This window comes from Mesorhizobium sp. CU3, assembly GCF_006442965.1.
Taxonomy (GTDB): Bacteria; Pseudomonadota; Alphaproteobacteria; order Rhizobiales; family Rhizobiaceae; genus Mesorhizobium.
Genome location: NZ_VFWX01000016.1, coordinates 1 through 17,426, shown reverse-complemented (window position 1 = coordinate 17,426; position 17,426 = coordinate 1). Strand labels below are relative to the sequence as shown.

The following is a 17,426-nucleotide window of genomic DNA, read 5'->3' as shown; positions in this document are numbered from 1 at the left end:
TGCCCGGGCGCTTCTAAAAATGGGTGCCCGGTTTCGGGCGGCAACGAGGTGGTCATGTCCGCGCGCATTTTCAGTCCAGCCAAAACCGCGATGCAGTCCGGCAAGGCCAAGACCGGACATTGGGTGCTGGAATTCGATCCCGCCCAGCGCAAGAAGATCGACCCGTTGATGGGCTACACCACTTCCGGCGACATGCTGAGCCAGGTGAAGCTCACCTTCGACACGAAGGAAGAAGCGGTGGCCTATGCCGAGAAGGAAAAGATCGCCTATCGCGTCGAAGAGCCGAAGGAAGCCAAGCGCCGGCAGATTTCCTATTCCGACAATTTCCGCTATGACCGCAGGACGCCCTGGACGCACTGACCGACGAGTCGAGCGCCATCAGGCGTAACACGCACCAGCCGGCTTCGGCCGGCCTACGGTCCCGTAGCTCAGCTGGATAGAGCACCGGCCTTCTAAGCCGATGGTCGCAGGTTCGAATCCTGCCGGGATCGCCATTTTGCAGACCGGATACGGGAGTGAGTTCGGTCCCGCTCCCTGAATTCCTCCCCTTGAAGCTATACTTCGTGCCAGTGGTATGCTTCCTGCTCGGGAGGCCGAGTTCATTGCAAAAAAGGGGAGTCAATTTTTGAACCGTATTCTAACAACGGCCGCAGCCGGATTTTTTTGCACAGTATCAGCTGCCTCGGCAGGGCAAGGAGAGCAGAAAAACATCGATTACTTGGCTCGGATGGCCGATGACAAGTTGCATAAGGCAGCAACAATGGCAGGCGATATGATTGGTGTCATGCAAAGATGTCGGCTGAGGCCAACCGCAGATGGAAAAGCCATCATGACTGTCCCCGTCCTTTTGTACGACGGGCTGGATAAACGCCTGACGCCTGATCCCTCTAAATTCAAGAGGGCCGCTCATACTTATGAAAGAGCGTTTGCCATGGCTGTCCAGAGGGCCGGAAATTGCCAGACCGAAAAGGCCAAATACCCTGGACTTTACCGCTAGATCGCTGCCTGCAAACAAGCTCTCCCGCAACTGGTTCAGCGCCGGCCCTCTAAGCCGATGGCCGGAGGTTCAGCGTCGCCGACCTTGCACGTCACTGGCCATTGCTGCTGAAACTCTGGGAGACGTTGATCCCGTCCGCCTCGATGGTCAGCGTTTCGTCAAGCTCCGAATCCTTCGATTCAACGGAGCGTGTAAAGCCGACCAGGCGTGCTCCGGGGTCGCCCGGATGCGATGGCTTTTCATTCAGATTGTTGATGAAATTAAAAGAGTTGGTTGCAATCCAGAACTGTTTATCCGGGCGGACATTGCCCCACATGTTGATGTTCTTGACGTGTTTGCTGACTTTATATTGGTTGGTTTCCGCATAGTACCAAAACACGGACAAGTGGAGCGCGCTATCGAATTGATCGCAGCCTCCATTCGGGTTCAATACAAGCCAACCTCGCGAAATGTAGGATTCGTCGTAACCTGGCTGGCTATAGGCCATCGCAAAGTAGACGGTCTGGGAAAAATTGTTGCAGATTTTGATGGCGGCCTCGGCTCGTTCCGCGCTTGTTACCAAGAGGAAAGCCAGCAATACCGATCTCACAAAGGTAGTCATCACTGCACCCCGTCGTGACGAACCTGTGTGAGCAAAATCATGCCGTGTTTGCCGCGAGTCAAGTATGCCGAAAGTGCTACCTGCGCGACAGCACTGGTAAGCTGTCACATGGCGATCCGGATTTGCCCATGCAAACGGGAATGGGGCGCTCGTTTGTAGAGTGTAGTGTTTTCAATTGCTTAAGAGATCAGGTTGATTCTGGGTCTGATCTAACCTCCGCCAGCGGCTCCCCGACAAATTCCACGAACGCCCGCACCTTGGCGGTACGATACTGCCGCGAAGGGTAGATCGCGTGGAGGGAAGAACTCATCGGGCCAGTCGGGGAACAGCTCAATCAGCCTTCCGTCGCTTAATTCGTCGCGGGTGGCGAATTCCAGCACCTGGGCGATGCCGGCGCCGGCCAGGCAGGCGCTAAGCATGGTTGGGGCGTCCTCGGAGGTCAGAAGTCGCTCACCGTCTGCCCGGCCGGCCCGCCCAGATATGTGTTCCAGACATAGTCGCGAAGCATCTCCCGATGTTCCGCCGTCCGGTGATGATAGCCTGGCCTGTCGGGGTATGAGACGCCGGCAAGGTGGAAGAAGGCGCCGTCGATGACTTCGTGGTGCCCGATCGCGCCCGCTATCGCCATCGGCCGCTGTTCCAGCGTGGCGACGCAAACATCCGCTTCATCGAGCTTCGAATAGAGGATTGCCCAGTTCGCGCCGCCGGTATCGAGGCCGAGATTCAAACGCGGGTCGAAATTCAGCTTGCGGTCTGCCACCGCGGCGAACCGGTAGAAGCAATAGCCTGCCCACAGGTTCCAGTGCCGGTCGCCCGGCTGGGCCTTGTAGACGTGGTTTTCGGTGCCGTATGCCCTGCGCCCATACACGGCCTTGCCTTCCAGTCGCGATGGGATGTCGAACGGCTCGACCGGGAAGCAGTCGTGATCGATGAAGCCGAAGAGCTCCGGCTTCAAATGGCGCACGATGTTGTGGAATGCCCAGGTGATCGCTGTTCCGTGCGATCTCGACAGATGCTTCTCGACCCGCATCGGCAGCGCAAGATAGGGGACGCCGCGTGTCTCGCAGATACGGGCAATGGTCTTTCGGGCATCGATCCTGTCCGAATTGTCGACGACGACCAGCGTCATTCCCGGCGGCCGCATTTCCCACGCCTTCGTCAGGGCGTCGATCACCCAGGGCGTGTTGAAAGCGATCGTGATGCAAACGCGCGATGCTTTTGCATCGCGCAGCTGTTTGGCGAGCAAACGTCCGGATGCGCGTCCCCGGCTTTCGAAGATCTTGTAGAAGACATGGTTGCGGAGCGTCTTTGCCTGGATGGCAAAGCGGTTTTTGCTTATCGCATCGGCTATAGGTTTGAATGCCATGCTGCGTCTCATAGGCTGCCGAGGCAATCGGCGACCCTTGCATCCCCTTCACTCGAAGCCGCCAGAAAATCAAGCAGCCAGCAATTGCATCAATCCGCGGCGGTGGTCTTGCGCCTGGACCTCACAAAGATCGGCGAGGCGGAGGCGCGTCAGGCCAGCCCAGTGCGAGGTCAACTTTTTGGGTTCGCCGGAAGGTTCCGTTTCGGCAATGGGCGAAAACCCGCGACAACTCCCCGCGAATTTTCGTGGCCACGCTTTTGGGGTGATGCGGCGCCGTCTGGATGAGCGTCGGGGTCTTGTCGCGTTCGGAAAGGAAATGGTGTTGGGCGCAAAGCGCCGGTGTCACCTGATAGGTATTGTTGCGGGCGCATATCATTGAATTCGGGCTGAACAATGCGAGATCGATCGGCTCTTTGAGATACGTTGTGCGCAGAAGCAGCTTTTGAGATGCAGCCTTCGAGATGACATAGCCGGCCGTGCCGAGGTGCTCGCCCACCAGCCGGCCGATCGAATGTCCGTTTCCAATCGAAGCAAGGCGCCCCAGCCTGACCTGGCCGAAAAACGTCTCGAGCTTGACGACATCTGCATCGCGCGGCACCCAGCTGTCATCGGACAAAAAAGCTCCGGCATCGTGCCTGAAAACAACGTCGTCCTCAAAGATGGCGCAGTATTGATCCGTACCGTCGGCAATGATCTGCCAGCATTTGCGGTGGCTGAGAAAGCAAGCGATCTCCGGTTTGGTAAGGTGGCGCGCGGAAGGGAAATTCAAAGCTTCTTTTGATGCATCGACCGCCGCAATACGTTCAGAAGCAACGCCGATCTTGGCGAACTCTGATGTTGCGTGGTTCAACCTGTCCGTTGACCGGTCAAGGTTGATGACCAGACATTTCATGGGTTGGTGCGCGTTCTCCAGCTTTGACATTCGCCGTCACTAGCCGACTGTGGCTTGCATTCCAAGAGGTCCTGTGGCCGATGAAAGCGGCCCTGGCTTGTGGGCTCGGCCGATCTGCGGCTATGTCGCCGCGGGGCTGTGGTTGAGGTTGCCGATGTCGTCGATTTCCAGGTGGTTCAAGGACGCGCGCTCCAAATTGCCGGAGCATGTGACGGTTGGCCGCCACACTTACGGCGTAACCTGGCGAAAGATCCTTTTCCCCTTGCAGGATGCTCCGCTGCGGGTCGGGGCCTTCTGCTCGGTTGCCGGCCGGGTGCTTTTCATCTGCTCCGGCCAGCACCCGACCACCAGCGCAACCACGTTTCCGATCTACGGCCGGTTGCTGAAGCAGCCGGAACCGATCGCAAAAGGCAGCAAGCCGGCTGGCATCACCGTCGGCAACGACGTCTGGATCGGCAATGGCGCGATGATCCTGCCGGGCGTCGAGATCGGCGATGGGGCGGTCGTCGGCGCCGGAGCGGTCGTCACCAAGAACGTGCCGCCCTACGCGATCGTCGGCGGGTCTCCGGCGCGGCTGATCAGATACCGGTTCTCCGAGGAGATCATCTCGAAACTTCTGGCTATCCAGTGGTGGCTTTGGGACGACGACAAGGTCAAGCGCGAGGCGGCCTCGCTGATGGGCCCGATCGAGGCTTTCGTCGAGAAGCATTTTGTGGCAGGCACCGCGGCAAAATAAGGGGCTGCTGCAGGCGATGGTGAAGTCGTGTTTCTTTCTGGCGGCGGATGCAGAATACTTCCCATACGCCTGCCTGGCGGCGCGTCGCATTATCGACGTCTCCGCGCCGATTGACGGCTGGTTGCTCTATACCGGCGCGAGCGAAGCTGATCTTGAAGCCGGGCGCCATCTGCTGCAAGGCAAAGTCGAACTGGTCGACGTCGCCGATTTCATGACGAACTACGGTTTTCGCTTCGGGACATACAGCATCGCGGCCTACACCCGCCTGTTCGCCGATCAGCTCCCGGTCTTCGCGCAGTATGACCGTATGGCCTACACAGACTGTGACGTCCTCTTCAACAGGGATATCAACGACTTGGCCGGGCAAGAGCTGCATGCTCCGCTGCTCGCCGCGCATGACGACTATATGTATTTTCGCCCGGCCTATCGCCAAAAGCTCGGGCTGCATCCCGGCGCGCCGTACTTCAACTCCGGTGTCGTCGTCTTCGATATGGCTGCTGTCCGCGAGCTTGCCCTGTTGGAGCGCACGCGCCAGACGGCCATCCTTGGCAAGATGAACGATCAGAATGCCCTCAATGTCGTCTTCGAGGGCAAATGGCAGACCATGCATCCAAGCTGGAATCTGCAATCGCTCGGAACAAGGGAGTTTCGCTTCTCCCAGGCTTGGGCCCGCCATTTCGCCGGTGGCAAACCGTGGGGCAACCAGGTCGGGGTCGAGCTCGAAGCGCTCGCGGTCTGGCGCGATCTGGCAAGGGATACGCCGTGGGGCCGGTCCTTCGAGCAGCGCATACCGTTCGAACGCGGCGTCATGAAACGCTTCGCCAGACGATTTGACGCGATCGCCGGTCTCTTCGGCAAGGATATCCACCGCCGCCGCGCCCGATATGATGGCAAGAAGATGCACCAGATCTACGCCAAGCAGGCGGAAGAGGGGGCGATGGCGGTGCAGTTCCCGGAAGTGCTCGGTGGCTTCGGCTGACGCATCCGCCCCGGCGCGCCTGTGGATAGTAACCGCTCCTTTACCATGATGCGGCGCTTGCGTTGCCGGCGCCGGCCCGACTCGCCGAAATGAAGGGGCCTGAACCCGTCAGGCAACCCCGAAGCCCAGCGGCCGGCGTTTTCATGTAGCCCACGGGATGCGTTCGTGAGCGCGTCCTTGAGTATGCGCCGGCCGCCGCTTCACCTGATCGGACCATAAGCCGCGGCGGCAATCCGGAACCGGGCCTGGTGGCCTCCCAAGCGGGATACCACAGGGCACCAGAAACATTGACGATCAAGCCAGCAGGCCGGCGAGCTTTGCCGCCTTGCGCAACGTCTTGCGGGCTTCTCCAGAGCTGCGTAGGCCGTCGAGCGCGTCGCGGCAGACGCGACTTGCCGAGCGCCAGGCGCCGTCGCGCGCCTGTCCCGGCCACCGCTCGTCGAGGCATTCCATCGCCTCGAAGCATGTCGACACTTTGCGATGGCCGTTCGGCTGGAAATCGATCACGACCGGTTCGGAAAACCAGACATCGTTCATCATTTCCTCCATTGTTGTGATCGTCTTTTGAGCAAGCAATCGGCGGCTTGGAGACGCCAGATGTGGGTCCGCGAACCATTGCGAACCCGCGCGTTAACCAACCGTCGCACGTTAGGTTCCGAATATTTTTGCAAGCTTTCGAAAGCGCCGCTCCATCACGTCGCCGAACGCGCGGTCGACGCTAATCAACCAGCATATGCGCTGCGCGCGCCGCGTCGACGAAAGCATCTCTGGCACTGTCCGCCGCGACATCGCCGCTGATCGCGCGCCGGCAGGCGCGTAGCGCCGCGCCATGTGGCGCACTGCCGGCATCGCGCCACTGGCCGGTCAGCAACTCCACGGCCTGTTCGGCGTTGAAATGTGGCGGATCGAGCCCGAAAGGCCGACGGCGATTTCGACTGGCTTGGAAAACCACCCTTGGATCATCGCGAAACCTCAACTTGGAAACATATCGTAACGGGATGTTTCCGGCCGGGTTCCGTTGCGCAGGACGTCACTTTAGCGTGAAGCCGGCTCACCGCGGCGCATGCTTCTCATCTCCCGAGCGGCCTTCGCGACAGCTCGATCAGCTCCGCCTCGTCGGTAATGCCGGCCATATAGTTGGCTATGATGCGCGAGGCACGCGCTTCTTTCTGCTCGGCAGTCTCGCCCTCGATGCTACCGCGGTCGAAGACGCGGCCGAGCATGACTATCTCGTCGGGCGTGAACGTGTTTCGGGCCATGGACGCGATGGACACGGCTTCCTCCTCAAACTCCCTTGTCAGCCCTTTTTATGTCTCGGCTAATGTTAGCACGGCTTGAGCTGCATGGTCAGTCCCCGCGGCAAGCCGACGTCGGCGCCTTCCGCCGTTTGCTGTCGCAGCTTCGTTATATCCTTGCTGAATGACGAGCGCGCTGTTACGTATTAGAGGCGTGGAATTTTTACGAGTCTGCACCTACTTGCACCAAGTAAAAGCACTGCGCATTTGTCCTAGACCAACAATCCCTACGTGGTGGCAACCGGGTTGCGAAGGGGGTGTTGGTCGAAACAAGAAGCAGGGCAGGTCCCAGTCCCGGGACAGGTCCATTAACGCTCTGGTACTCTGAAGCCATTGCCCCCATGGCCTTCGGAAGAGCATGAACATGGGGATACTGATGGTGACGAAGAAACTAACCGCCAACGCAGAAAGCGCGGCAGCCTTTCTTGCGGTGATGGGCAACGAGAAACGTCTGCTCATCATGAACTACCTAGCCGAAAGCGAACTCTCCGTCGGCGTGCTTGCCGAAAAGGTCGAGCTCAGCCAGTCGGCGCTGTCGCAACATCTTGCCAAACTGCGCAGGTTTGGCCTGGTCGAGACCCGCCGCGATCGCCAGATGGTGTATTACGCCTGCAAGTCCTCGGCAGCGCGCGAACTTCTCGCGTTGCTCGACGGCTTGCTTGCCATGGACAAGCCGCTCGCCGGGCCCGCCCGGCAGGCGTTTGTGGAAAGGCTGCGGCGGCCGCAAGCCGCCTAATGCATGTCGCCCGGAAGTGCGCAGCGTTCTGGGACAATGACATGCATCAAAACGAAGACTTGAAGCGCGTCGCCTGAATCCGTTTCAGCAAAACGCGCTTTAAGCGAGTACGGAAACAGGCGAGGCCGGGGGGCCTTCGTCTGCTCCGGTGCCCCGTTGGCCGCCAACTGCACGGCGCTGAATTGCGAACACCCCCGACGGGCCGCACAGCAGCGTCGATATTCGTTCTTTACCTTCCCAATTTCCGTCTTCGATATCCCTACCGGCCGTCGCGGCGCACGCTCGCAGCCGCATCACGTTTGCTTGAAGAACAGCCGGCACGAACGCCAGCTCTGTTCGCAAGTGACGGAAAATGCAGGGATTTCGCTTGCTGCTGCCGTTTCGCTCAAGGTGAAGCTTACCGATTTGTAAGTCGCTTGCGCCGTCGCCGGCAGCTAAATTCGTAGGCGATCCACACCCCCGGATCATCTGATGCGCCGAACTTCCACTTCGACGCATCGTGAGGCCCGCCGCTCCCGGCGGGCCTTTTACTTTCTGGAACCGCCCGCCGCTCTACGAAGCGCTGCGCTGCCTGGTTACCAGGCTGCGCACCGCGAGCACCAGAACGGTGATGACGATCAGGATCACCGAAAGCGCCGCGATCGCCGGGTCGATGTTGTCGCGCAGACCCATCCACATCAGGCGGGGCAAGGTGATGGCGTTGACCGAGGTGATGAACAGGGTCACGCCGATTTCTTCCCAGGAAAGCACGAAGGAGAGCAGCGCCGCGGTGACGATGCCGAACTTGATGTTGGGGATGATGACGCGCGTCGCGCGCTCCCACACGGTGGCGCCCAGCCCGCGAGCGGCAAGGTCGATGCGCCGGTCGAGCTGGCTGAGCGCGACCAGGATCAGCACAGTGGCGAAGGGCACCGTCATCACCGAATGCGCCATCGCCACCCCCAGCCACGTGTCGTAGCCGAAGAAGGAGGTGACGCCGGAGATCGAGGTCAACAGGAAATAGAGCGTCACGGCCGAGACCACCGGCGGCACCACCATCGGCAAGAGCACGAAGCCGACAAGGGCCGCCGTGAAGCGCGGCTGGAACATCCAGACGCCCAGGCTGAAAGTAAGCGCCAGCACGGTCGAAAACACGCTGCTCACCACGCCGATCCTGAGCGACAGAAGGATCGAGTCCAGCCAGCGCGGGTCCTCGATTAGCGAGCGGTAGTGGCGCAGCGACAATTCCCCGGTCGGCATGGTCAGCATGCGGCTCGGCGTCAGCGACACCGGGATGACGGCAAGCAGCGGCATCAGCAGGAACAGCGCCACCAGCACGGCGAGAATCAGCGATACGGGACCGGGACGGTAGGTCGGCATCGCGCTACACCAACTGCTTCGGTTTGACGTAGCGGAACAAGAGCGCCATCAGCGCACCGACGAATACCACCAGCACGACGCTGATCGCCGCGCCCAGCCCCCAGTCCGGGCTCTGGAAGATGCGCAGATAGATCAGCTCAGCGATCATCACGCTGCGGCCGCCGCCCAGGATCGCTGGCGTGACGAAGAAGCCGAGCGAGAAGACGAAGGTGATCATCGCCGAGCCGATGATGCCCGAACGCGTCATCGGCACGAACACCGTCCAGAAGGTGCGCATGCGGCTGGAGCCCAATCCGCGCGCCGCGAGCAGCACGCGCTCGTCCAGGCTGCGCATGGCGGACGCCAGCGGAAACACCGCGAAGGGGATGAGGAAATGCGACATGCCGACGATGACGCCGAATTCGTTACGCACCAAAGTCAGCGGCTCGGAAATGAAGCCGATCGATTGCAGCCAGGTGTTGATCAGGCCGCGATTGGACAAGAGCGCCACCCAGCCGAAGGCGCGCGTAAGCACCGAGATCCAGAACGGCACCAGGATGCAGAATTCGGCAAGCACGCGCTGCACGGGTGAGCCGCGCACCCAGACCACGGTGATGGCATAGGCGGCGGTGACCGAAACGATGGTGACGATCGCCGCGATGCGCAGCGTGCGGATGAACACCGACTGGACGAGGTCGTCGGTAAGCAAGGCGTGGTACTGCTCCAGCCCGGGCGTTGGAAGCGTGAAGCTCCATTTGACCACGCCGAGGAAGGGCCAGGCATAGGCAAGCACAAGGAACAGGAGCAGCGGCGCCATCAACAGCGCCGCGCCCATCCTGTCGGAGAGGGTGCCTCTCATTGGGACGAAAATCTCGGCCGATCAGGCCGAGATGATCTTGGTGTATTCGTCGAGCGCTGCGCCGTAATTCTTGGCGTACCACTCCATGTCGAGCGCGATCTGCTTCTTCATGTTTTCCGGATCGACCGGATTGATGCGCTTCTTGTCGGCCGGGATCAGCGCGTCGGCCGCCGGGTTCGCCGGGCCCTGGCCGAGCTTGTCGAACATCACCAGTTCCTTTTGCGGATCCTGCGTGCTGGCGATGAACTTCATCGCCGCGTCCTTGCCGCCGGGATTGTTCTTCAGCACCGCCAGTGCGCCGGGCGAGATCAGACCCTGGTCCCAGATGAACTTGATCTGGCCGCCGGAGTCCTGTTCGATCAGCGAGGCGCGCGTCGACCACACGATCGCCATCGAGGCTTCGCCGTTGAGCAGCACGCTCTGGCTCTCGGCGCCGCCACCCCAGTAGGAGACGACGTTTTCCTTGAAGGCGGCGATCTTGTCATGCGCGCGCTTCAGATCGAGCGGGTAGAGCGAGGCCGGCGCCACGCCGTCGGCGAGAAGCGCTGCTTCCCAGCTCGACACGCCCCATTTGTAGAGCGAGCGCTTGCCCGGGAATTTCTTGACGTCGAAGAAGTCGGCCATGCCGGTCGGCGCGTTGGAGCCGAACTTCTGCGAGTCGTAGGCGATGACATAGGAGAAGAAATAGGTCGAGGCGGCATATTCCCAGCCGAAGCCCGGTCGCATCTTGCTCTTGTCAACGACCTTGTAGTCGATCGGCTCGAGCATGCCCTGGCCACCAAGCGTGATTGCCGAAAACGGATCGACATCGACGAGATCCCAGGTCGGCGCGCCGCTCTTGAACTGCGCGGCGATCGCGCCTTCGGTCGGGCCCGAGCCGTCCATCTTGACCGGGATGCCGGTGTCCTTGGTGAAGGCCTGGCCGTAAGCCGCGTCGTAGGCCGTGATGGCGTCGCCGCCCCAGTTGACCAGCACCAGCCCCTTGGTCTCGGCATAGGCGCCGGTCGAACGCAGCAGCATAGGCGTGCCGGCCAGCACCAGGCCGGCAAGCTGCGCGAACTGGCGGCGCGAGATCTCGCCGCGCTTCGCCCGCTCGGCAAGGTTTTCCATCGCCTGTTTCTTCGTGTCGTTCGTCATGTCAGTTCCCCTTGTTGTCGTTGATCTGATCCGGAAGCCGGTGCGGCGAAGTCGGGCCGCAGCAGCGCTCATTGTCCTCCGTCCGGAAGGAGGAAACCTTTTTCGGCCGGCCAGGTCAGCCAGACGGAATTGCCCTTGCTCAGCGCTGAGGCCGCGACCTCGTTCGGCACCGAGACCGTGACTTTCGCGCCCTGGCGCGTGGTCAGGTCGAGCTTGGTCGCGGCGCCCAGATAGGTCGAGGCGACGGCCGTCGCGGCAATGCCGTTCTGGTTGACTGAGGCTTCCGCGGCGATCGACATGTCCTCGGGACGGATGGCGAGGATCGCGTCGCCTTTGATCGCCTCGGCCTTGCAGCGCATGTTGACCGCTCGGTCTTCGCACAGGCCCGTCGCGCCGCCGTCGGCGGACTTCACGCCCTTCACCGGCAGCATGTTGATCTCGCCCAGGAACTCGGCGACGAAGCGGTTGGCAGGTCGGTCGTAGACCTCGTCGGGCCTGCCCACCTGCAGCAGCTTGCCGTGGTTGAAGATGGCGACGCGCGACGATAGCGCTAGCGCCTCGCTCTGGTCGTGGGTGACGAAGACGAAGGTGGTGCCGGTCTCCTGGTGCAGCCGCTTCATCTCGGCCTGCATCTGGCCGCGCAGGCTCTTGTCCAGCGCCGAGAACGGCTCGTCGAGGAGCAAAACGCCCGGCTCGAACACCAGCGCGCGGGCCAACGCAACGCGCTGCTGCTGGCCGCCCGAAAGCTGCGCCGGCAGTTTTTTCTCGTGGCCTTTCAGCCCGACGCGCTCGACCATCTCGCCGACGCGTTGCTTGATCTCGGTAGCGGATTTCTTGCGCACCTTGAGCGGGAAGGCGATGTTCTGCTCGACGCTCATATGCGGAAACAGCGCATAACCCTGGAACACCATGCCGGCGGCGCGCTGCTCGGCTGGGCGGTTGGTGATGTCGACGCCGTCGCTGAAAAGCTTGCCTTCGCTCGGCTGCACGAAGCCGGCGAGGATCATCAGAAAGGTGGTCTTGCCGGAGCCGGAAGGCCCGAGCAGCGTCAGGAACTCGCCGCGGCCGATATCGAGCGACAGATTGTCGAGCGCCCGGAACGAGCCGAAGCTCTTGCCGATCCCATTCGCTTTGATTTCTGCGGCCCGGCCGGGTTGCTGCATCCTGGCTCTTTCCTCAGTTCCCGATGAAATCGTAGGCACGGCGCGCGTTCACCGCAACCGAATAGTTTTCGCCTGATCGGCAAATTTGATTCACGGGTGGAACTGCGCGGCGACGTGACAGACGTCTAAAGCCTGTTCTCCGACAGCTTCGCCCTGAGCCAGTCGCTGAATGCGTTTAGCACCGGGTGCGCCGCCTTCGCGTGCTCGAACACCAGGAAATACGACCGCGGCGACGGCACCGACGCTTCGAACGGCTTGACCAGCCGGCCCTCGCTCAGCGCCCGGCGTCCGGTCAACTCATCGCCCATGGCGATGCCCTGGCCGGCGATCGCCGCCGAGAAGACGAGGTTCATGTCGGAAAAGAAAATGCCGCCTTCGGTGTCGGGATTTTCCACCTTGGACAACGCCAGCCAGCGCGCCCAGTCCTCGGTGTCGGATAGATGAAGCAGGTTGGCGCGCAGCACGTCGGCCGGTTTGGAAAAGCCACCCACCTTGTTGAGCAATGTCGGGCTGCAGAGCGGCGTGAAGTGAACCTCGCACAAAAGCTCCACGGCGCGGTTCGGCCAGTTGCCGACGCCGAAGGCGATGAAGGCGTCGGCTTCCGGATTGGAGACGTCGTCGAGCCGGCGCGGCGTCAGCACCGAGAGCGCTACGTCGGGGTACATCTGCTGGAACTCGCCGATATGGGTGCACAAAAACATCGAGGCGAAGCCCGGCGGGCAGGAGATGGCGAAGGAGCCGCCGACACCGGCGCCGTTGTTCTGCGTTCCCGCGTCGCCGAGCACGGTCAACGCCTTGCGCACATCCGACGCATAGCGCTGGCCGCGCGGCGTCAGCGCAACGCCCTTGCCGATGCGCTGCAACAGATCGAAGCCGAGGTCGCGTTCGAGCAGCCTCAGCTGATGCGAGACGGCGCTTCGGGTGAGGTGGAGTTCGTCGGCTGCGCGCCACACGCTGCCGTGGCGGGCAAAGCTGTCGAGGGCGCGCAGCGCCTGCGTGGATGGTATACGCAAGGGACCTCAGGTGAACCGAATTTGCACGAGCCGGGAAAACATATCACTTTTTGCCGAGCCGCTTCACTGCTTTCTTGGGGCTTATGGACAAACCGGTGACGACATCGGCGCAGGAAACCGCGCTGGCCTGCATCGACGGCATCCAGCCGCTTCTGTCGGCTTGGACGCGCACCATCTTCGATTTCGGCGAGACCGCCTGGCGCGAGTATCAATCGGCCGCCTGGTATGTCGACCGGCTGAAGCGCGAGGGCTTTTCGGTCGAGGAAGGCTCGGGCGGCATGCCGACGGCCTTCTGCGCCCACTGGACCAATGGCGACGGCCCGACAATCGGCATGTATGGCGAGTATGACGCCGTGCCCGGCAACTGCCAGGATGCGGCCACCGTGAAACGCCCCCGCGACGGTCTCGGCGTCGAGGCCGGCGGCCACACCGATCCGCATTCAGGCCTCGGCATCGGCAGCCTCGGCGGATTGCTCGCCACCAAGGCGGCGATGCTGGAGCACGGCATCACGGGCACGCTGCGCTTCACCGGCGAGCCGGCTGAGAAGGTGAGGGGCTCGAAGCCGATCCATGCGGCCAAGGGCTATTATGACGGCCTCGCCGGCATGATCTCCTTCCATCCCTTCTACATGCTGCCGCTCTGCAACACCGCGCGCTGGGACACGCATTGCGGCGCCGCCTACGCGATGATCTACCGCTTCGTCTGCGACGAGCCGGAAAGCTGGGGACGCGCGGCAGGCGATGGCGCGCCGATTCCGCAGGCGCATTCGGCGGTCCGCGCGCCAGGCGCCAATGACGCGCTGATGATGATGTACATGGCCTCCAAGGCGCTGCGCGATTCCATGCTGACCCATCAGGGCGGCTGGTCGATCAGCGAGGCGATCCTCACCGCCGGCCAGGCGACCGCCGACAATCTGCCGGCGGGGTTGGCCGAAATCCAGTACATGATCCGCGTGCCAACCATCGCCATGGCCGAGCAGGTCACCGCCGTGCTCGATCGCAACGCCGAAGCGGCGGCCAAAATGAGCGGCTGCCGCTATGAGCGTCACTGGGTGTCGAAGTCGCGTCCGGGCCTGGCCAACCACGCCATGGCCGAGATCACCTATGCCGCGCTCTCCACCGTCGGGGCGCCGCAGTGGAGCGAGGAAGCAAAGGCCATCGCCCGCGAAATCCAGGTCAATGCCGGCGGCGAGGCGACCGACAATCCCTTCATCGACGAGTTGGAGCGGCTGATCGCGCCGCAGGAAGCCGAGGCGATCCTGCGCCGCGACTTGCCGCCATCGCAGGTGAACTCCACCTCCGACGACTACACCGACATGAGCTGGCACGCGCCGACGTCGCGCTTCTACGTCGCCCGTCCGGCGCTGCGCGCGATCAACGGCCATGCCTATCCATCCTGGGCTATGAACGCGCTGGGCGGCATTTCAGCCACCATCGATCCGATGGTCACCTGCGCCGCCAAGACAGTGGCGCTGACCGCGTTGCGCTTGCTGGAGGACAAAGCCGCGCGCGATGCCGCCATGGACGAGTTCATCAGGCGCACCGGCGGCGGTGTCGGCGGCTCGAACTGGATCGCGCCGCTCTGCGACTACGAACCGCCGATCAATTTCCGCTGGCCGGAATATGTCAACACCTGGCGCGGGCGCGACTGGTGGATCCCGGCCGCTTCCACCGCATGACAAAGATCAAATCGAGGAGAACACCATGACCGTCCATGACCGCATCGTCGCCGAGCCGTTCTCGCTGCAGCGCCGCAACCCCAATGGCGGCACCAAGCCGCTGACCGCCTGGGGTTTCGCCAACGAGACCGACGTGCTGACCGACGTCCTGCTCGGCTCGCCCAATTTCCTCAGGCATCTGTCGACCAGCTCGCTGTCGAGGAAGCATCTGCGCGAGGCGCCCTGCAACGTTCAGATCGCCCAGGCGCAGCACAAGGACCTCGTCGCCGCCTACGAGCATTTCGGCGTCACCATCCACTGGCACGAGCCGACGCCGGAACTGCCGATGCAGGTCTATTCGCGCGATTCCAGCGTCATGACGCCTTACGGCGCCTTCATCACGGCCATGGCCAACTGGTGGCGGCGCGGCGAGAACTACGCCGCCATCCGCACCTATGAGAAGCTCGGGATCCCGATCTACGACATGGTCACTGCCGGCACCTTCGAGGGCGGCGACTTCAACGTCATCGAGGACGGCGTCGTGCTGATCGGCTGCGGCGGCGCCCGTACCCAGGAAGAAGGCGCGCGCCAGGTCCAGGCCTGGTTCGACAAGGAAGGTTGGGAGACCCGTATCGCCTTCATCGACGAGTACTATGTCCATATCGACCTGATGGTCGTGCCGATCGCCGAAAAGCTCACCGCGGTCTGCCTCGCCTGCACCGAGCCCGGCATCGTCGACTGGCTGAAGGGCAAGGGCCACGAGATCATCGACGTGCCTTTTCAGGACACGATGGCGCTCGGCTGCAACTTCATGTCGCTCGGCAAGGACAGGGTGATCGCGCCGACCTCCAGCAAGAGCCTGATCGGCCAGTTGAAGGCGCGCGGCTTCGAGGTTGCGGCGATCGACATGAGCGAGATCTCCAAGACCGGCGGCGGCATCCACTGCATGGCGCAGGCTCTGAAGCGCGTGCCGGCGTAAGATCGGGCAATCCAGTAGAGCGGCAACCTTCACACCTCTCCTGCTGGGTCGAGAGGTGCGTAGGCTTGAACTATCCCGCTTCGTCTAGCTCGATTTATCGCTCGGCAGCGCCGGCTGCACGGCCGACGAAACCTTGCGCGAAAGATAACATGAGCGCACACTAATATTGCGGGGAGGGGCTCAACAAGATCGGGAGGAAATCATGAACGCCATGAGCTTTGCCGCCCTTGAAGGCGGCAGGACGACCGTCGATTCCGCAGCCCTCGAAGCATTTTCGGCACAGATACGCGGCACCGTGCTGCGGGAAGGCGATGCCGCCTATAACGGGGTCCGCGGGATCTGGAATGGCATGATCGATCGCCGGCCGGGGCTGATCGTGTGTTGCGTCGGCGCTTCCGACGTGGTCACCGCGGTAAATTTCGCCAGGGATAACAATCTTCTCGTCTCGGTGCGCGGCTGCGGCCACAACATTGCCGGCAGTGCCGTCTGCGAAGGCGGGCTGATGATCGACCTCTCGCTGATGAAATCGGTGCGGGTCGATATCGGAGCGAAGCGGGCATGGGTCGGACCGGGCGCTACACTTGCCGATGTCGACCGCGAAACCCAGGCCTTCGGACTGGCCCTGCCGACCGGCATCAATTCGACCACCGGGATCGCGGGTCTGACGCTGGGCGGCGGCTTCGGCTGGATCACGCGCAAATTCGGCCTGACCATCGACAATCTGGTCTCAGCGGACGTGGTCACCGCCGACGGCAAGTTGCTGCGCGCCAGTCAGAGCGAGAACCCGGACCTGTTCTGGGCGCTGCGTGGCGGCGGCGGCAATTTCGGCATCGTCACGGCGTTCGAATTCCAGCTCCACCAGTTTGGGCCGCAAGTTCTGTCGGGGCTCGTCGTGCATCCCTTCGCCGATGCCGCCAAGGTGCTGCGGGAATATCGCGCGGCGCTCGAAACCGCGCCCGACGAATTGACCTGCTGGGTGGTCATGCGGCAGGCACCGCCGCTGCCCTTCCTGCCGGCCGAATGGCACGGCAAGGAAGTGCTGGTGCTGGCCATGTGCTACTGCGGCGACATTGAAGCCGGCGAAAAGGCGACGCAAAAGCTGCGCGCCATCGGCACGCCGATCGCCGACGTCGTCGGTCCCAATCCCTTCACCGGCTGGCAGCAGGCTTTCGACCCGCTGCTTGCGCCCGGCGCCCGCAACTATTGGAAGAGCCATGACTTCACCGAGCTTTCCGACGACGCGATCACGGTCACCACGGCGGCGATATCGCGGCTGCCTGGCCCCGAATGCGAGATCTTCTTCGGCCATGTCGGCGGAGCGGCCGGCCGCGTCAAGCCGGATGCCACCGCGTTTCCGCAGCGCAACTCGCATTTCGTCATGAACGTCCATGCCCGCTGGCGCGAGCCGGCAATGGACAAGGCCTGCATCGACTGGGCTCGCGGCATCTATGAGGACGCACGGCCCTACGCCGCCGGTACGGCCTATGTGAACTTCATGCCGGAGGACGAGGTCGACCGGGTCGAGGCGGCCTATGGCGGCAACTATCGCCGGCTGCTGGAGATCAAGCAGCGCTACGACCCGCAGAACCTGTTCCGCATGAACCAGAACCTGCGGCCGAAAGCAGGTCGCCGCGCCGCATGAACTCGGCCATCCCCCCGCCCCCCCCCCCGAGCGCC

The 17,426-nt window shown here is 62.4% G+C and carries 19 protein-coding genes and 1 tRNA gene; 9 read left to right on the top strand and 11 right to left on the bottom strand.

Annotated elements, in window-relative coordinates:
• Positions 1-54 precede the first annotated feature (54 nt).
• From FJ988_RS22560 to FJ988_RS30915, 3 genes are all read left to right on the top strand, one after another.
• The gene (locus FJ988_RS22560) at positions 55-360 is read left to right on the top strand and encodes an ETC complex I subunit (RefSeq protein ID WP_112101520.1); all 306 of its coding nucleotides are present in this window, start codon (positions 55-57) and stop codon (positions 358-360) included.
• 57 nt (positions 361-417) lie between these two features.
• Positions 418-494: transfer RNA gene (locus tag FJ988_RS22555), tRNA-Arg, on the top strand.
• A 131-nt stretch (positions 495-625) separates the two neighbouring features.
• The gene (locus FJ988_RS30915; protein WP_181183636.1) at positions 626-997 is read left to right on the top strand and encodes a hypothetical protein; all 372 of its coding nucleotides are present in this window, start codon (positions 626-628) and stop codon (positions 995-997) included.
• A gap of 91 nt (positions 998-1,088) precedes the next feature.
• On the opposite strand, the gene FJ988_RS22545 is transcribed toward FJ988_RS30915, so the two are convergent.
• From FJ988_RS22545 to FJ988_RS22530, 3 genes are all read right to left on the bottom strand, one after another.
• Positions 1,089-1,598 carry a DUF1036 domain-containing protein gene (locus FJ988_RS22545; RefSeq protein WP_140820554.1) on the bottom strand — a complete coding sequence of 170 codons (510 nt, stop codon included), beginning with the start codon at positions 1,596-1,598 and terminating at the stop codon, positions 1,089-1,091.
• Positions 1,599-2,037: 439 nt separating this feature from the next.
• Positions 2,038-2,964, bottom strand: coding sequence for a hypothetical protein (locus FJ988_RS22535; protein ID WP_140820553.1), 927 nt, complete (start codon positions 2,962-2,964; stop codon positions 2,038-2,040).
• Between the two features lie 121 nt (positions 2,965-3,085).
• Positions 3,086-3,886, bottom strand: coding sequence for a glycosyltransferase family 25 protein (locus FJ988_RS22530; RefSeq protein ID WP_140820552.1), 801 nt, complete (start codon positions 3,884-3,886; stop codon positions 3,086-3,088).
• 124 nt (positions 3,887-4,010) lie between these two features.
• On the opposite strand from FJ988_RS22530, the gene FJ988_RS31435 reads away from it, so the two are divergent.
• Both FJ988_RS31435 and FJ988_RS22520 read left to right on the top strand, forming a co-directional pair.
• A complete protein-coding gene (locus FJ988_RS31435; protein WP_140820551.1) occupies positions 4,011-4,592 on the top strand; it encodes a CatB-related O-acetyltransferase in 582 nt (193 codons plus the stop codon).
• Entirely contained in the window at positions 4,567-5,571 is a 1,005-nt protein-coding gene (locus FJ988_RS22520) for a glycosyltransferase (RefSeq protein WP_140820550.1), read from the top strand. Before FJ988_RS31435 ends, FJ988_RS22520 begins: the two co-directional genes overlap by 26 nt.
• 294 nt (positions 5,572-5,865) lie before the next feature.
• Here the strand turns inward: FJ988_RS22520 and FJ988_RS22515 are convergent, their stop codons facing one another.
• The 3 genes from FJ988_RS22515 to FJ988_RS22505 form a co-directional block, all read right to left on the bottom strand.
• A complete protein-coding gene (locus FJ988_RS22515; protein ID WP_140820549.1) occupies positions 5,866-6,108 on the bottom strand; it encodes a DUF982 domain-containing protein in 243 nt (80 codons plus the stop codon).
• A gap of 181 nt (positions 6,109-6,289) precedes the next feature.
• Positions 6,290-6,448 carry a DUF982 domain-containing protein gene (locus FJ988_RS31270; protein ID WP_246688641.1) on the bottom strand — a complete coding sequence of 53 codons (159 nt, stop codon included), beginning with the start codon at positions 6,446-6,448 and terminating at the stop codon, positions 6,290-6,292.
• A 193-nt stretch (positions 6,449-6,641) separates the two neighbouring features.
• A complete protein-coding gene (locus FJ988_RS22505) occupies positions 6,642-6,845 on the bottom strand; it encodes a hypothetical protein (RefSeq protein ID WP_348644324.1) in 204 nt (67 codons plus the stop codon).
• Between the two features lie 397 nt (positions 6,846-7,242).
• On the opposite strand from FJ988_RS22505, the gene FJ988_RS22500 reads away from it, so the two are divergent.
• The gene (locus FJ988_RS22500) at positions 7,243-7,602 is read left to right on the top strand and encodes a helix-turn-helix transcriptional regulator (protein WP_140820686.1); all 360 of its coding nucleotides are present in this window, start codon (positions 7,243-7,245) and stop codon (positions 7,600-7,602) included.
• Positions 7,603-8,154: 552 nt separating this feature from the next.
• On the opposite strand, the gene FJ988_RS22495 is transcribed toward FJ988_RS22500, so the two are convergent.
• The 5 genes from FJ988_RS22495 to FJ988_RS22475 form a co-directional block, all read right to left on the bottom strand.
• Positions 8,155-8,961: an ABC transporter permease gene (locus FJ988_RS22495; RefSeq protein ID WP_140820548.1), complete on the bottom strand. Its 807-nt coding sequence runs from the start codon at positions 8,959-8,961 to the stop codon at positions 8,155-8,157.
• Between the two features lie 4 nt (positions 8,962-8,965).
• The gene (locus FJ988_RS22490; protein WP_140820547.1) at positions 8,966-9,799 is read right to left on the bottom strand and encodes an ABC transporter permease; all 834 of its coding nucleotides are present in this window, start codon (positions 9,797-9,799) and stop codon (positions 8,966-8,968) included.
• A 21-nt stretch (positions 9,800-9,820) separates the two neighbouring features.
• Positions 9,821-10,936 carry an ABC transporter substrate-binding protein gene (locus FJ988_RS22485; protein WP_140820546.1) on the bottom strand — a complete coding sequence of 372 codons (1,116 nt, stop codon included), beginning with the start codon at positions 10,934-10,936 and terminating at the stop codon, positions 9,821-9,823.
• Positions 10,937-11,004: 68 nt separating this feature from the next.
• Positions 11,005-12,099, bottom strand: a complete 1,095-nt coding sequence (locus FJ988_RS22480) for an ABC transporter ATP-binding protein (RefSeq protein WP_140820545.1) — start codon at positions 12,097-12,099, stop codon at positions 11,005-11,007.
• 125 nt (positions 12,100-12,224) lie between these two features.
• The gene (locus tag FJ988_RS22475) at positions 12,225-13,112 is read right to left on the bottom strand and encodes a LysR substrate-binding domain-containing protein (protein ID WP_140820544.1); all 888 of its coding nucleotides are present in this window, start codon (positions 13,110-13,112) and stop codon (positions 12,225-12,227) included.
• A gap of 83 nt (positions 13,113-13,195) precedes the next feature.
• On the opposite strand from FJ988_RS22475, the gene FJ988_RS22470 reads away from it, so the two are divergent.
• From FJ988_RS22470 to FJ988_RS22460, 3 genes are all read left to right on the top strand, one after another.
• Entirely contained in the window at positions 13,196-14,791 is a 1,596-nt protein-coding gene (locus tag FJ988_RS22470) for an amidohydrolase (RefSeq protein WP_181183635.1), read from the top strand.
• 25 nt (positions 14,792-14,816) lie between these two features.
• A complete protein-coding gene (locus FJ988_RS22465) occupies positions 14,817-15,749 on the top strand; it encodes a dimethylarginine dimethylaminohydrolase family protein (RefSeq protein ID WP_140820542.1) in 933 nt (310 codons plus the stop codon).
• 202 nt (positions 15,750-15,951) lie between these two features.
• Complete coding sequence (locus FJ988_RS22460; RefSeq protein WP_140820541.1) at positions 15,952-17,391, top strand: FAD-binding oxidoreductase; 1,440 nt, start codon at positions 15,952-15,954, stop codon at positions 17,389-17,391.
• The last annotated feature ends 35 nt before the right edge of the window (positions 17,392-17,426 follow it).

Coding starts and splice junctions, on each gene's coding strand:
- FJ988_RS22560 (WP_112101520.1), top strand. CDS start 55: ATGTCCGCGCGCATTTTCAGTCCAGCCAAAACCGCGATGCAGTCCGGC.
- FJ988_RS22545 (WP_140820554.1), bottom strand. CDS start 1,598: ATGACTACCTTTGTGAGATCGGTATTGCTGGCTTTCCTCTTGGTAACA.
- FJ988_RS22535 (WP_140820553.1), bottom strand. CDS start 2,964: ATGGCATTCAAACCTATAGCCGATGCGATAAGCAAAAACCGCTTTGCC.
- FJ988_RS22530 (WP_140820552.1), bottom strand. CDS start 3,886: ATGTCAAAGCTGGAGAACGCGCACCAACCCATGAAATGTCTGGTCATC.
- FJ988_RS31435 (WP_140820551.1), top strand. CDS start 4,011: ATGTCGTCGATTTCCAGGTGGTTCAAGGACGCGCGCTCCAAATTGCCG.
- FJ988_RS22515 (WP_140820549.1), bottom strand. CDS start 6,108: ATGAACGATGTCTGGTTTTCCGAACCGGTCGTGATCGATTTCCAGCCG.
- FJ988_RS22500 (WP_140820686.1), top strand. CDS start 7,243: ATGGTGACGAAGAAACTAACCGCCAACGCAGAAAGCGCGGCAGCCTTT.
- FJ988_RS22495 (WP_140820548.1), bottom strand. CDS start 8,961: ATGCCGACCTACCGTCCCGGTCCCGTATCGCTGATTCTCGCCGTGCTG.
- FJ988_RS22490 (WP_140820547.1), bottom strand. CDS start 9,799: ATGAGAGGCACCCTCTCCGACAGGATGGGCGCGGCGCTGTTGATGGCG.
- FJ988_RS22485 (WP_140820546.1), bottom strand. CDS start 10,936: ATGACGAACGACACGAAGAAACAGGCGATGGAAAACCTTGCCGAGCGG.
- FJ988_RS22480 (WP_140820545.1), bottom strand. CDS start 12,099: ATGCAGCAACCCGGCCGGGCCGCAGAAATCAAAGCGAATGGGATCGGC.
- FJ988_RS22470 (WP_181183635.1), top strand. CDS start 13,196: ATGGACAAACCGGTGACGACATCGGCGCAGGAAACCGCGCTGGCCTGC.
- FJ988_RS22465 (WP_140820542.1), top strand. CDS start 14,817: ATGACCGTCCATGACCGCATCGTCGCCGAGCCGTTCTCGCTGCAGCGC.
- FJ988_RS22460 (WP_140820541.1), top strand. CDS start 15,952: ATGAACGCCATGAGCTTTGCCGCCCTTGAAGGCGGCAGGACGACCGTC.